Raw genomic sequence first — 13899 nt, 5'->3', positions numbered from 1 at the left:
ACTCGGTGCCCCGCCGAATATCCCCGATCTTTGGTTTGCGTCACCTCGCAATCAATCCCAATATTTAGTTTTAATTATTATTCTGGTATTTACTGCAGAGCCATTATATATTTAAATGCCTGGATGCAGCAACCGCCCACACCGGGCTGTTGGCGGCTCGATGTTGTACTGGAGCGCTATCGTGTCGAAAAGGGTACTCATTGTAGCGTCTGGAGGTGGGCACTGGATCCAAATGCGCCGGCTCCAACCGGCATTCGATGGGTTGCAGGTGGCGTTTGTAAGCGTTCAATCGGCTTACGCGGAGGAGGTCGCGGGTCATCGCTTCTATGTCGTCCGCGACGTGACGCGTTGGGATCGGATCGGACTGGCGATATTGGTCGTTCAGCTGACATTGATACTGCTGCGTGAGCGTCCGCATGTCGTCGTCACGACGGGCTCGGCTCCCGGCATGATCGCCCTAGCCCTTGCAAAATGCCTGTTGCGATCAAAAACGATGTGGATCGACAGCATCGCCAATTGTGAACAGTTGTCCCTGTCGGGAATGCGGGCCAAACGCTTTTGCGATGTGTGGCTCACCCAGTGGCCGCATTTGCAGCGGACGGGCGGCCCCGACTGGTGGGGGGCAGTACTATGATCTTTGTGACTGTCGGCTCGATGATGGCGTTCGATCGCCTGATCGTTTCCATGGACAAATGGGCGCTGGTGCATCCAGGCAGTGATGTCCTGGCTCAAATTGGCGCCGGCACTTATCGGCCAATTCATATGCGCTGGACGCGAATGCTTCCGCCGAGCACATTTCAGGAAGCTGTCCGCAAATCGGCGATTATCGTCGCCCATGCCGGAATGGGCAGCTACTTCGTCGCTGCCGAGATGGGCAAGCCTGTAGTGATGCTGCCGCGGCTCGCGGCAAATCGGGAGCACACAACTGACCATCAGTTGCATACGATCAAATGGCTTCGCGACCGACCGGGCGTTTATGCCGCCATGTCCGATGCCGAACTGGATTTTGCGATCGACAGAGCCATGACAGGCGGAGGTATTGCCGGCGCCGACTTCACGAATTTTGCACCCGAGCCATTCCTGAGGCGGGTGCGAGATTTCTTGGTCAATTGAGGGCCGTTCTCATTGAGGAGAATTCCATGATCAATGTTGGGCTTATCGGGCTGGGCAAAATGGGACTCTCCCATCTTGCGATTGTCAACGCCCACCCTGACGCTAAGCTGATCGGCGTTTGCGACACCGCAAACTATTTGTGCAGCATCCTGCACAAATATACAGGCACTCAAGTCTTCTCGAACTATCGGGAATTGCTCGACCAAAAACCGCTGGATGCGATTATCATCGCGACGCCCTCGCGATTTCATAGCGAAATAGTGCGTGAAGCCCTCCACAGAAATCTCCACGTCTTCTGCGAAAAGCCATTCTGTCTCGATGCGGCCGAAGGGCTCGAACTAGCCGACCTCGCTGACCGCAAAGGTCTCATCAACCAGGTGGGATATCATTATCGATTCGTCGGGGCGTTCAACGAGGCCAAGCGTTTACTCGATGTGCATGCACTTGGCCGACTCCATCACGTGAGAGTCGAGGCGTATGGCCCGGTGGTGTTGCGGCCCAAAGCCGCGACCTGGCGGGCGAAAGGCAGTGAGGGCGGAGGTTGCCTCTATGACTACGCGTGCCATGCTATCGATATCATGAACTATCTCGTTGGAATGCCCGAAGCCGTGAGCGGAGCAGTACTCAACAAGGTATTTTCTCAGCATGTGGACGACGAGGTCTACGCGACGATGCATTTTGCCGGTGGCCTAACAGGTACGATCGCCGCCAATTGGAGCGACGATAGCGTTCGCCGAATGTCGATGCAGGTCACGCTATGGGGTACTAACGGCCGGATCATCGTCGACCGCCAAGAGGTGAAGACATTCATTCGGGCCAAAGCGGAGAACACGATTGTGGAAAAGACGGGTTGGGACACTCGCTACACAACCGATTTTCACAGCGATGTTTGGTACTATTTGCGAGGCGAGGAATACTCCGCGCAGCTCGACTACTTTCTCCAATGTATCGTAGAAGGCCGACCGGAGAGTGTCTCGTCCTTCGCATCTGCAGCCCAAACGGATTGCGTAATCTCCGCGATCCTACAGAATGCCAACGACCCGAAACGGCGAGTCGATTCGAGACTCACGACCCCATCTCGGCGCGGCCTGTTGTCCTCGGTCAACGGGGCGCTGAGGTAGAATTGCCAGAAGGGGAGGAGGATACAATGGATCGAATCCTATTTGGCGACAACCAATTCTTCGGCATCAATCACATGTCCGAAGAAAAGGCGCGGGCGCAGGCGATGCGCTTTGGGGACCTCCGGGAAATCATTGATTTGCTTGACGCGGCATATGACAGCGGAATTCATGTCTTCATGTGCACGACGCACGACCGAATCAGTGAGATCTGTGCGCATGTTCGCTTGCACCCAGAACGTTATTCCGAGCTCGAATTTTATCCCTGCATGCCATACGCCCACAAATACGCAAATGCCGTGACCGAGCACGGAATGATCGAGGCACTAAAACGATTCTTGCCCGCGGAGGGCACATTTAGTGCGCTTCTGAGGGGTGGGCTGTCGATTGCGACGCGAGACATAGAGGGCATGGCGCGGCTCCTGATCGACGCAGAGATGAAAATGTTCAGCGGCCTGAGAACACCGGTTATCTTTCTCCAGAACGTGGTCACTGACCTGTTGCTCGGGATAGGGATTAAGGACGCATTTCGTATCTTTGCCGATCACGTTCACGAGCGTTACAATGCGGAACCGGGCTTTATAACCATGAATATGCCGCGCCTTCTCGATGTTCTTGAAGAGATAGGCATACCGAATCCGATCATATGCGCCAATATAAACAAGATAGGTTTTCGAATGTGCGGAGGTGTCCAGCTTTATGAGGAGGAAATTGCGTCTCGGAACTTCAGGCCCGTTGCGATGTCGGTCCTGGCTTCCGGTGCGATTACGCCGCACGAAGCTATCGAGTATGTTTGCCGACAGAAGAAGATCCAGTCCATCGTTTTCGGTGCTTCCAGTAAACAGCACATCAAAGAGATAAAGCAGCACATTGACGCCTTCGATGGCCGCGCACAAAATCTGGTCACGCCGATCGTGCCCGGTCGACGAGTCTCATCGAACGGTATAGGCTGGCACCAATAGCGCCACTCTTGGAATTCATTGTGCTTCCCGACTATCCGCGTCCTTTTGCTCAGCCGGATTTTGAGCTTGAGAGTTCGCGTCCTGCGACGGAGCAGATACGCTCTCGTACCTGCACAAATGTGGTTATCTGACCGCAGTTAAAGGGGCCTCACACCCCTTCCCGGCCAACCGTGGCCCACAGCCCGTCACGGCCCGGGCTCTGCACGCGAATCCAGCGATAGGGCGTTCGCGCCCACGGCTTGATCTGCGACGTGAGATTGTCGAGAATGAGATCGCCTCTCCGCGTGCGCACGAGAAGCACCAGATGGTGCTCTCCGGAGTTGACGACGACTTCGCTTAAGAGCAGGACGCGCGCCGGCCAGCCCCGCTGAAGCAGCTCGTGACGCTTGCTGACCGCGTAATCGTTGCAATCACCACGTGCGGGGTTGATGGTCCACGCCTCGCCCGCGAGACCGAGCTCGTTGCGAACCGGCTCTATCGCCAGATTGACGGCACGGTTGATCTCCAGCAGGTCGGCCCATCGCTTCTCAGTCAACTGGATCGGCCCGCCGCGGAAGGAGCGTCGCGGGCGACATTCGGCCTCATAGCGCAGGCAAAACATTGTGTAAGTGAGGGGCGGAAGAGCGGGGCGTCCCAGCTCGATGTGCGCAAGGTCCGCTCGGGGGGCCGCACGCGCCCACTGAACGCCCCCGATCGCGATCGCTATGGCTGCGGCGATGATCGGGCCCGAGGTTCGCTGCATCTGCCGATCCCCCTCCATACGCCGAACCGTGTCCCGCCGGCCTGCGTCCGGCCACACAAGCTATTTAATACATTATATATAGGTCTATTAATTTAAATAGCAATAAATATTAAATCGGCGACCAACTGCGAAAGGCCGCGGGCAGTGACACCGGAAGGACAAGTGGGAATGAATAGAAGGGGAACGAGACGGCCTCGATCGACGCCATTGGTTCTCGGCGGAAGACGGTGAGCGCGGCGACGCCAGTCGCGCCGCGCAAGGTCGACAATTATTTGCCACCATACGTTTTTATCGTTTATTTAAATATTTACCGCGGCCAGACAGGCTTTCTCGGGCAGGACCTATCTCACATGCCAGTCGAGCTACTCGTCATTCTGGGAGCCGAAGCTTCAATACTCGGCTTCATGGCCGCAATGAGCCTGCATGCCAAGCACATGGACGTACTGAGCGGACGATCGTTCGAGCGTCCCATCATCTCTCCCAGAGAAAACAGGCATCTAGCGCGGTCGGCGCGCGATTTACTACAGTTCACCGGGAGGTGGGCGACCTCGTCACGTTCGTTCCACCCGATTTCTTGCGGCGCGCCGATAACCAGAATGCTGCGGTGGATACTTCAAATCAGACCGCAGACGCCGGTCTGGTTTGCGACGCGCGCTCCTTGGATCGGCACGCCCGCTCGCGGTGCTTGCGACCGCCCGGCGGTGCTTTCCGGGACTGGTCGCAACACAGATGCCCACGGAAAGGACGCCAGTCCCGAATTCATGCAGTCGCGCGCTGCTGCCATCTTGCACGAGCTCAGCGTTCCTTGAACGCCCGCCCGGCCTGATCCTGCAGCGGCTTGAGCAAGTATGAAAGCGCTGTCCGGCCTGCCGTCTTGATGAAGACCTCGACCGGCATGCCGGGCACGAGCTTGGCCGAGCCAAGCTTCGCCAGCTCTTCCGTCTTCAGCAGGACGCGGCCTGTGTAGTAACTCGTGCCGGCACGCTGATCCTGCGTGATGTCTGCCGAGACCATGCTGACCTCGCCGTCGATTTCGGGCGTGGTCTTCTGGTTGAACGCTGCAAAGCGCATCGTCGCGGTCTGCCCTACATAGACCTGGTCAATATCCTTCGGTGCGATCTTGACCTCGACCGCGAGCGAGTCCGCATCAGGGACGATCAGCATGATTTGCTCGCCGGGAGAGATCACGCCTCCGACCGTGTGGACGCTGAGCTCGTGGACGCGGCCGGATTGCGGCGCCCTGATGTCGACCCGATTCAACTGATCGACCGCCGCAGTCTTGCGCTCGCCCAGCTCGGAGAGTTTCGAGCGGGTCTCGATCAAGTCCTTGCCGACCTCCGTCCGGAGGTCCTGGTCGATTTGAATGATCTGGAGTCCGATTTCGGAGATCTTGCCCTTCGACTGAGCAATCATTCCTGCGAGCTGACTGCGCTCGCCCTCGATGCGGGCGGAGTCGCGCTCGAGGGAATTGAGCCGCGTGATCGGCACCAGATTCTTCTGCCAGAGGCTGCGTACGCCCTCCAGCTCCTGGCGGATGAATTCGACTTCCTTCTGCTTGGCCTCGGACTGCCCCATATAGCCCTTGATCTCGTTTTCCAGCTGCGCGCTTTTCTCCTGCAACTGCGCTTTTTGGCCGCTCCTTGCCTGGCGGCGAAGATCGAACAGCTTTCGCTCCGCAGTGATCGCACGGCTCGCCTCGGAGTTGCTCTCCTTGGCCCGGTCGAGCAGCACCTTCGGAAACACGACCTGCTCGGCACCGTCGCGCTCGGTTTCGAGGCGAGCCTGCCGCGCCAGCAGCTCATCGATGCTGTTGGTGACAATCGTCGCATTCGCGAGCGTCTGCGTCTGGTCGAGGCGGATCAGGACGTCGCCTGCATTCACCCGATCGCCCTGGCGCACACGCAGCTCCCCCACGATTCCGCCAGTGGCGTGCTGAACCTTCTTGACGCTCGAATCCACCACGACCACGCCCTGAGCGATGACCGCACCCGACAATTGGCTTGTTGTCGCCCAACCGCCGACCCCAAACGTCACCAGACCGAGCATGATCATACCGACGATCATGTAGCGCTGGATGGACTGCATCGCCGGCGTCACCTGGCCGTTCATCGGTTGCCTCCCTGAGCTTCCGCGACCACCTTGAGCGGCACGGGATTTCGCAAGACCTTCTTGAGGACCTCCTCCCTCTTGCCGAAGGACTGAACCCTGCCGTCACCGAGGCACAACACATGATCGACGCCTTCGAGCGCCTTCGGGCGATGGGCGACAACGACGACGATCCCGCCACGGCGACGCACGTTCAGGATCGCCTCCGTCAGCGCCTCCTCGCCTTCAGCGTCGAGATTTGACGAGGGCTCATCGAGCACGACCAGGAACGGTTTGCCGTAGAAGGCACGTGCAAGTCCGATACGCTGCCGCTGCCCCGCCGACAGCGCCAATCCTCCCTCGCCAATTTTCGTGCTATAGCCATCCGGAAGCGAGAGGATCAGATCATGCGCGCCCGCGGCATGCGCGGCCTCCAGAACAGCCGCGGCCGTCGCCTGCGGATCAAACCGCGCAATGTTCATCGCGATGCTGCCGTCAAACAATTCGACATCCTGAGGCAGATAACCGATATGCTTGCCGAGGGCGTCGGAAGACCAGTGCTCGAGCGCGGCGTTGTCCAGCCGTATCCGGCCTCGAATGCACGGCCATACCCCAACCAGCGCTCGTGCCAGCGTCGACTTGCCAGATCCGCTCGGACCGATGATTCCGACTGCCTGCCCGCTCCGCAGCTGGAACGACACTTCGCTGAGGGTAGGCCTCTCGGAGTTCGGGGCACCGATATAGAGGTTCTCGGCGGTAAGGGTTTCAACAGGCGCAGGCAATGCCAACCGCTCCTCCTCGTGAGGCAGAAGCTTCAGCAAGTGATCGAGCCGTTGCCCTGATTGTCGCGCGGCAACGAATCCCTTCCAGTTCGCGATGGCCATTTCGACCGGCGCCAGGGCCCGCGCGGTGAGTATCGATCCGGCAATGATGATGCCCGCCGTCGATTCCTGATTGATGACGAGGACGGCGCCAACGGCAAGAACCAGCGATTGCAAGATCGCCCGGAAAATCTTCGAGGCACCACCGAGGCCGTTTGCGACGTCGCTGGCCCGTTCATGGGCCGCGAGATACTTCGCGTTGACATCCCGCCAACGCAAGGCCGCCTGTTGCCGCATGCCCATGGCCTGCAGAACTTCGGCATTGCGCCGTCCCTCGAGTGCGAGGGCAGTTCGCGAAACGGCGAGACGCGAGCTCGCCTTTGCCGGACCCCGGGTGCGCGTTTCCGTAAGCATCGTAATGCCGACCAGCACCAGCGCACCAACCAGCGCGGTGACGCCGATCCAAAAGTGAAAGAGAAAGCAAACGCCGAGATAGATCGGCATCCAGGGCAGATCGAACAGCGCGGTCGGCCCGCCGCTCGACAGGAAGCTGCGGACCTGATCAAGATCCCGCACCGGCTGCAAGCCGTCGCCATCGGCCCTCGTCTTTAACGGCAGACGAACAAGCGCGTCGAATATGCGGAGGCCGAGCCTTTCATCAAAATACCGGCCGACCCGCGCGCTGATCCTGCTCCTGACGAAGTCGAGCCCCCCCTGAAACAGGTACAGGACCGTAGCCAGAACCATCAAGGCGACCAAGGTCGGTATGCTGCGCCCAGGCAGCACGCGGTCATAGACTTGCAGCATGAAGAACGAGCCGGTGAGCATGAGGAGGTTGCTCATCCCGCTGAAGGCCGCGAGCGCCCAGAATATCCTGCGGCAAGACCGCAGGAATGCCGACATCTCTGAGTGCGGCTCCTCATAGTTCTCCGCCGGCCGGAAACGACTGACGAATATCCGTTGCCGAAGGGCTTCGACCAAGCGCGTTACCCAGCCGACGAGCCGCGACGTCGGCAGTTCGGCATTGCCCGCCAGCCGACGCCCGGCCGACCATAGTCCTGACAAATGCATGATTGGGATTCGATAGAGATTCGCAGGCGGAGGGATCATCCCCCGCCGTCCAACGTCAGTCATGGCGCCTGCCCTTCAGTCATGCCTATGTCGGGGGATCCCCCAAGAGACCCCCCGAGGCAGTTGTTGAGTACCAGCTTCTGTGGCCGAACTGTCCCCTACGCGAAGTGGAAGTCGTGGCTGTTCAGCTTGTCGAGCTGCGTGTTCTTCAGCGTGAGGGTGTCGCTCCCCGCCGCGATGACGACGTCGTGGCCTGACTGGGCCGCGTGGGAGAGAACGCTCGCAAAGCTGTCGAATACGCTCTTGCTGAACTCGATCGTGTCGTGAGCAGGTCCGCGGGCGGCGAAGCCCTTGATGACGTCCTGCCCGAAGTTCGACGCAAACTGGAACGTATCCGCCCCCGCTTTGCCCACCATGACATCGTTACCAGCGGTGCCGGTCAACATGTCGCTGCGGCCCGTGCCGATGATCGCCGCGCCCGAGCTGGCCCCGACCACGTGGCCCGTGGTGTCGACCTGCTCTGCGGTAAAGGCGTGGGACTTGCCCGACAGGTCGGAGGTCTGGAAGCTCCACTTGCCGGCGGCATCCGTCGTGGCCGAACCGACCGAGGTCGTGCCGTCATACAGCTTGATCTCGCTGTTGGGATCGGCCGTGCCCTTGATCGTTGCGGTGTGATCCCAATGCTGACGCACATTGGTGACTTCCACGGCTGAAGCGTCCTTCGTGCCCCCGTGCGAGCCGATCGGCGGATCGATCGGCTGCGACAAGGCGCTGGTGTTGCCGGCTGCGTCAGTGGCCGTCGCGGTGAAGGTGTGTGACCCGTGCTTGAGATTCGGGGTCGTCACGCTCCAGTCGCCATCACTTGCAACGGTTGCGGTGCCGAGCAGGGTCGCGCCCTCATAGAGCTTGATCAAGCTTCCGGCTTCCGCCGTACCCGATACGGTTGCGCGGTTGTGTGTCGTCGGATCGCTCAACAGAACCGGAGCAGCGGGGGCAGTGCTATCCACCGTGACATCCAGCGCAGCCGATGCCTTGCTGGTGACGCCAGAGACCGTGTCGGTCGCAGTGACGCTGTGCTTGCCGTCCGGCAGCGCCACGGTGGTGTAGTGCCACGCCCCGGTGGCATCCGCCGTGACCGAGCCGAGCTGGATGGTGCCGTCGAACACCTTGACCGTGCTGTTGGCAACCGCAGTGCCCGCGAGGGACAGCGTCTTGTCGCTCGTGATATGATCACCGGCGACACCGCTGTCAGTCGAGAACGAGGAGATTGTCGGCGCGGCGGGTGCAGTGGTGCCCGTGCCCGACGTGCCTGAGCCGGACGTACCCGAACCGGACGTGCCGGACCCTGTTGAGCCGGGCGATCCGATGACAGGATCAAAAGGCGCTGACGCGGCGCTTACGTTGCCCGCAACGTCGATCGCCGTGGCCGTGAGAGCGTGCGTGCCAGCCGCCAGAGCAGCCGTCGTCACCGTCCAGGCCCCGGTAGCGTTCGTCGTAGCGGTACCGACCTGAGTCGTGCCGTCATACACCTTGATCGTGCTGTTGGCTTCGGCGGTCCCGGACGCCACCACCTGATTGGCGCTGTTGACGGTGTCGCTGGTGATCGTCGGTGCAGCCGGCGCCTTGGTGTCGACGGTGACGGTGAGCGCAGCCGATGCGGCGCTGGTCTGGCCGGACGCGTTGGTCGCGGTCGCTGTTAGCGTGTGCTTCGCATCTGACAGCACCTGACTAATGTAGTCCCAGCTGCCGGTTGAAGTCGCGGTCGTCGAACCGATCTGGGTCGTTCCGTCGTAGATCTTGACGGTGCTACCGGCAGCAGCGGTGCCTTTGAGATCGAGGGTATTGTCATTGGTGATCTTATCGCCAACAACGCCGCTGTCGGTCGAAAACGAGGCGATCGTAGGCGCGTTTGGCGCCGACGGCTGTGTGACAGGCGCCGATGAAAGCGTGTTGTCCACGGACACGATCTGACCGGTCCCGTAATCGATGTTGTTCGTCCAGACAGGCTCGGTCAGTTGAGTATTGGCCCAGAACCAATACCCTTTGCCAAGCACATTGTTGGTGACTTGAACGTTGGTGATCTGGGCGGGATTATCGGCCTTTTCATAGACATATATGGTGGCCGCTGCATCGTTTTGTCCGAGGAGCAAGTTTCTGTCGACCACAATGTTGTCCATCGGTCCGAAGTCGTTGCAGATAAATATGCACGACGTGTCGCGTCCGAATACGGTATTCTGGCTTATGGTGACGTTGTTGAATCCGCCATCGACCTGAATGCCGTCATAGTGACCCGCTGCACCGGCAGAATCATTGAGGTCGTGAATGTAGTTACCTTTGATGACGGTATTGCTTCCTTCAACATTGATACCGTTTTCCGTACCGTAAATGTTGTTGTTCAGGAACGTTCCCGAACCGCCAATTCCATTTTGGCCTTGTGGACCAGCACCGGTACCGCTGATCGTACAGTTCTGAATCGTCGTACCCGTAATCCCATCGTAAATGTTTACGACAGCGAAATCGGTGGACGTGATCTTGCAATTCTCAACCGTCACGTTGGGCGCCTTGATAATGACGCTGCCAGTGATGTCTAGTCCCGAGATAACTGCTCCAGCAGTGGTAACAACAAGGTCCCCGATGTGAGGCGTCAGTGCCGTTCCTGCAGGAACACCGGTGTTCGTGGCATCCGGATAAACAGTCCCGTTGTACGTGGTCACCCAAGTTCTCCTTCGAATCTAAATTCTCATCTCGCCAACGTGGCGCGGGCCTCACATCTCAATCCCCCAATGCAAGGCACGCCGCGTATGCTCCACCCGCAGGGACTTTTTTAGGACCAGATGTGGGCGCGGCCGCGACCTTTTGTGCGCGGCGTCTCACGGGCCGCAGCCACGCATTAAATAGAAATAACAATTATACCTTCCTGAAGCCGACTCATTTTCTACGCCGCATCTAAAATCTCTCCCACACGCGCGACAATAAAAAAGAATCACGAAAACATTCTCGCGACGGACGGCTCATCGAGCAAGGCGACTCTAAATCGACTGCACAGGCTTTTTCTCGCACTTGCTCGCCACCAACCACAAGAGCAAGCGCAAATGCGGCTTTCACACGCAAAACACGTGTCAAATCCGTTACTCCAACCCCGCAGCCTGTGCCCGCTATTTAAATCGTCGGACGTAGCCGTTACCCGCGCACAATCGAGGCATAATTTTGCCAAATGACGTCGAGGCATGGTCCTGGCCGTTGCTGACCCGCTCCATTCGCCTCTCAAAATTTCGGTTGTCTCGGTAGCCCGCCCGAGAGTTCTGAGTTTGCGATGGCCGTGGTTCGCTTGGCCACAACCACCTGCAACTCGCACCGGCGGAGCCGACGTACGTTCAAGACGCCCAACCGCTCGGTCGCCAGACCCCTGATGCGAGTGTTACTGCCGCGCCGCGCTCGTGCTGAGTTCTGCGAAATCATACCCAATGAAGTATTTGTCGGGCTTGCCTCTCCGCTGCAGCTTCCGAGTCGGTCGCGCTATCCACCCCAGAGACTCGCGACCCCGCACTCGAGCGCTTCGGCTCTGGCGCTCAGAGTTTCGCTAGAATATCGTTTGCATTCAAACTATATTAAATCGACTCGTAAAACGGACTCGTCCAGAGACAGAGAGTTCTTCCGCAGCCATGACATCAATTGTCGTCCCTGCCCACAACGAAAGCTCCGTGATTGCACGGGTTCTGAAACCATGGGTAGACGCACCTGGAGCGGAGGACCTGAGCGTCGTCGTTGTTTGCAATGGCTGTAGCGATGAAACTGCGAGCATCGCGCGCGGTTTCGGCCGGACCGTTCGCGTCATCGAGTCCGAGATCGCCAGTAAAACCCACGCATTGAACCTCGGCGATCAGACCTCCCACACTTTTCCGCGAATTTATATTGACGCTGACATCTGCATTACGCTTGACTCCATCCGCGCGCTGACACGCCGCCTCGAGCGAGGTGATGTACTGGCCGTAGCCCCCACGCCCGATATCGACCTGACCGGCTGCTCCTGGCCCGTACGTCAGTACTTTCTCGTTCGATCCCGCCTACCCTCGGCCCGGCAGGGGTTTGGCGGATCGGGCGTGTACGCTTTGTCCGAAGCGGGCCGTAGACGCTTCGCTCAGTTCCCCGACGTCATCGCAGATGACACCTATGTCCGTCTTCATTTTAAACCAGAGGAACGCGAGACACTGACTTCTGCGAGGTCGACGGTATTCCCGGCACGCGCGATCCGGCAACTCGTCGCGGTCCGAACCCGAGCTTACGCCGGGACCTTCGAAATCGCCCGTCGTTTCCCCGAACTCTCCGCCAACAAGGGCGAGACCAACAATCGGGCGCTCGTCGGCTTGTTCAGAGAACCGCGTTTGTGGCCCGGCCTGTTGATCTATTGCTACGTTAGTATCCTTGCACGATCGAAAGCCCTGGTCCGCTCCCGGATCAGAGCCGCCGCCTGGCAGCGAGACGATACTTCCCGCCGGCCCCCTCCCCCTCGTTCCCACCTTTGAGGCCGCATCGCACTGGCTCCGGTTGGGTCGGGGGCGCAGCCGATCGCACGGGCCGGGCAAGCCCCCTATTTATCCTGATTTAATTTGACTTGTACCGCGATTTAATATAATTATTATTTAACAAGAATATGCTAAAAGAAGGCTGTTTCGCTGCGCAAATGGAACTGAGCGTTCATCTTCCATCGGAGCGTCGCGCCTTTACGAAAGTTTTTGGACCAATGCTTCGGAACAGTCGGCGACACAAAGGCGGAGAACGCCGGCCACAATCATTGACAGCCCCTCATCCGATATTGTTGGCAGCCGACGCGCTTGGCGCGCATGGATCGGCTCTCATGGCCACCACTCAAACTCTCTATCAAAACTGGACGGCCCTCATTTCGAGAAGAGAGATGGCATGAATGCAAGTGTATAGCGTGGAATTGCAGGATCATCGATGCTCCGCTCCTCTTCTGGCGTACCGTGATAACGCCAAGAGCCAACTTACGGCCGTGCCCGTCAGCAAGTTGGACGTATCCGTTGTGATCGTCAGTTGGAACACGCGCGACATTCTGCGTGACTGCCTGCGCTCCGTCTTCGAGCAAACGCGGGCGGCTTCCTTCGAGATCTTCGTCGTCGACAACAATAGCCAAGACGGATCGGCCGATATGGTGCGAGCAGAGTTTCCGGAGGTGAAGCTGATTGTTAACGCGGAGAACCGTGGGTTTGCGGCCGCATGCAATCAAGGCATCCGGGCGGGCGCTGCGCGATTCACTCTGCTGCTTAATCCCGATACCCTAATATTGGATGATGCGATCTCGCAATGCGTCCAATATGCAGACCTCCATTCCGATATCGGAGTAGTCGGCTGCCAAGTTCTGGAAGATCAACATCACATCACCCCGACCGGCTTTTCCTTTCCCAGCCCGCTCAACGTATTCCTTGCCCTCTCAGGATTATCCAGGATCTTTCCGCGCTCTCGACTATTCGGCCGTCCAGAGATGAGTTGGTGGGACCGCACGACAGAACAGGATGTGGATGTCGTTACAGGCATGTTCATGCTGGTCCGCCGCGAAGCGATCGCGCAGGTCGGACTGATGGACGAATCCTACTTTGTTTACTCAGAGGAGGCAGACTGGTGCTACCGCTTTTCGCAGGCTGGATGGCGGCGCGTGTTCACACCATTGGGCCGGATCGTACATTTAGATGGCGGCGCCAAGAGCACGTCGCAAGTGAGCATCAAGATGTTTGTCCAGCTGCAGAAGAGTTCGATGATCTACCATCGGAAGAACCTTGGCCTCGGCGCCTGGTTGCTGGTCAAGTCCATCTACATTGTCTCGAACCTTGTTCGCATGATTGCGTGGTTCATCTTATCGGTCATCAAGCATGATCCTAAGACCCGTCGCAAATCCACGGCGGCGAAGGCGGCGCTGCTGTACCACTTCTTCGGTCTCGAACCAAGATGATTGCGCAAAGCCTCTGCTATTC

Annotated in this window: 11 protein-coding genes; 7 read left to right on the top strand and 4 right to left on the bottom strand. The window is 58.7% G+C overall.

Features of this window, described 5'->3' with window-relative positions; all coding sequences use genetic code 11:
• Nucleotides 1-232: 232 nt before the first annotated feature.
• Genes HZZ13_RS10850 through HZZ13_RS10835 form a run of 4 tightly spaced genes read left to right on the top strand, consistent with a single transcriptional unit; the run spans nt 233 to nt 3193 of the window.
• On the top strand, nt 233-634 hold the full coding sequence (locus tag HZZ13_RS10850; protein WP_197959600.1) for a glycosyltransferase family protein: 402 nt from the start codon (nt 233-235) through the stop codon (nt 632-634).
• Nucleotides 631-1113, top strand: coding sequence for a glycosyltransferase (locus HZZ13_RS10845; protein ID WP_197959599.1), 483 nt, complete (start codon nt 631-633; stop codon nt 1111-1113). Before HZZ13_RS10850 ends, HZZ13_RS10845 begins: the two co-directional genes overlap by 4 nt.
• A gap of 26 nt (nt 1114-1139) precedes the next feature.
• Nucleotides 1140-2234, top strand: coding sequence for a Gfo/Idh/MocA family protein (locus tag HZZ13_RS10840; RefSeq protein ID WP_197959598.1), 1095 nt, complete (start codon nt 1140-1142; stop codon nt 2232-2234).
• A 26-nt stretch (nt 2235-2260) separates the two neighbouring features.
• Entirely contained in the window at nt 2261-3193 is a 933-nt protein-coding gene (locus tag HZZ13_RS10835; RefSeq protein ID WP_197959597.1) for a hypothetical protein, read from the top strand.
• 148 nt (nt 3194-3341) lie between these two features.
• Here the strand turns inward: HZZ13_RS10835 and HZZ13_RS10830 are convergent, their stop codons facing one another.
• Complete coding sequence (locus HZZ13_RS10830; RefSeq protein WP_197959596.1) at nt 3342-3935, bottom strand: transglutaminase-like cysteine peptidase; 594 nt, start codon at nt 3933-3935, stop codon at nt 3342-3344.
• 227 nt (nt 3936-4162) lie between these two features.
• On the opposite strand from HZZ13_RS10830, the gene HZZ13_RS10825 reads away from it, so the two are divergent.
• Complete coding sequence (locus tag HZZ13_RS10825; protein WP_197959595.1) at nt 4163-4744, top strand: hypothetical protein; 582 nt, start codon at nt 4163-4165, stop codon at nt 4742-4744.
• Here HZZ13_RS10825 and HZZ13_RS10820 read toward each other — a convergent pair.
• From HZZ13_RS10820 to HZZ13_RS10810, 3 genes are all read right to left on the bottom strand, one after another.
• Complete coding sequence (locus HZZ13_RS10820; protein WP_197959594.1) at nt 4731-6044, bottom strand: HlyD family type I secretion periplasmic adaptor subunit; 1314 nt, start codon at nt 6042-6044, stop codon at nt 4731-4733. The genes HZZ13_RS10825 and HZZ13_RS10820 overlap by 14 nt on opposite strands.
• On the bottom strand, nt 6041-7744 hold the full coding sequence (locus HZZ13_RS10815) for a type I secretion system permease/ATPase (RefSeq protein ID WP_197959725.1): 1704 nt from the start codon (nt 7742-7744) through the stop codon (nt 6041-6043). The genes HZZ13_RS10820 and HZZ13_RS10815 overlap by 4 nt, the downstream gene beginning before the upstream one ends.
• A 326-nt stretch (nt 7745-8070) precedes the next feature.
• Entirely contained in the window at nt 8071-10626 is a 2556-nt protein-coding gene (locus HZZ13_RS10810; protein ID WP_197959593.1) for an Ig-like domain-containing protein, read from the bottom strand.
• 948 nt (nt 10627-11574) lie between these two features.
• Here HZZ13_RS10810 and HZZ13_RS10805 point away from each other — a divergent pair.
• Nucleotides 11575-12435: a glycosyltransferase family 2 protein gene (locus HZZ13_RS10805; protein WP_197959592.1), complete on the top strand. Its 861-nt coding sequence runs from the start codon at nt 11575-11577 to the stop codon at nt 12433-12435.
• A gap of 398 nt (nt 12436-12833) precedes the next feature.
• Nucleotides 12834-13877, top strand: a complete 1044-nt coding sequence (locus tag HZZ13_RS10800) for a glycosyltransferase family 2 protein (RefSeq protein WP_197959591.1) — start codon at nt 12834-12836, stop codon at nt 13875-13877.
• The last annotated feature ends 22 nt before the right edge of the window (nt 13878-13899 follow it).

The sequence above is a fragment of the Bradyrhizobium agreste genome (genome assembly GCF_016031625.1).
In the GTDB taxonomy this organism is placed as follows: Bacteria; Pseudomonadota; Alphaproteobacteria; order Rhizobiales; family Xanthobacteraceae; genus Bradyrhizobium; species Bradyrhizobium agreste.
This window is presented reverse-complemented; position numbering and strand designations above follow the sequence as displayed.

Coding starts and splice junctions, on each gene's coding strand:
- HZZ13_RS10800 (WP_197959591.1), top strand. CDS start 12,834: ATGCAAGTGTATAGCGTGGAATTGCAGGATCATCGATGCTCCGCTCCT.
- HZZ13_RS10845 (WP_197959599.1), top strand. CDS start 631: ATGATCTTTGTGACTGTCGGCTCGATGATGGCGTTCGATCGCCTGATC.
- HZZ13_RS10850 (WP_197959600.1), top strand. CDS start 233: ATGCGCCGGCTCCAACCGGCATTCGATGGGTTGCAGGTGGCGTTTGTA.
- HZZ13_RS10805 (WP_197959592.1), top strand. CDS start 11,575: ATGACATCAATTGTCGTCCCTGCCCACAACGAAAGCTCCGTGATTGCA.
- HZZ13_RS10835 (WP_197959597.1), top strand. CDS start 2,261: ATGGATCGAATCCTATTTGGCGACAACCAATTCTTCGGCATCAATCAC.
- HZZ13_RS10820 (WP_197959594.1), bottom strand. CDS start 6,044: ATGAACGGCCAGGTGACGCCGGCGATGCAGTCCATCCAGCGCTACATG.
- HZZ13_RS10840 (WP_197959598.1), top strand. CDS start 1,140: ATGATCAATGTTGGGCTTATCGGGCTGGGCAAAATGGGACTCTCCCAT.
- HZZ13_RS10815 (WP_197959725.1), bottom strand. CDS start 7,744: ATGTCGGCATTCCTGCGGTCTTGCCGCAGGATATTCTGGGCGCTCGCG.
- HZZ13_RS10830 (WP_197959596.1), bottom strand. CDS start 3,935: ATGCAGCGAACCTCGGGCCCGATCATCGCCGCAGCCATAGCGATCGCG.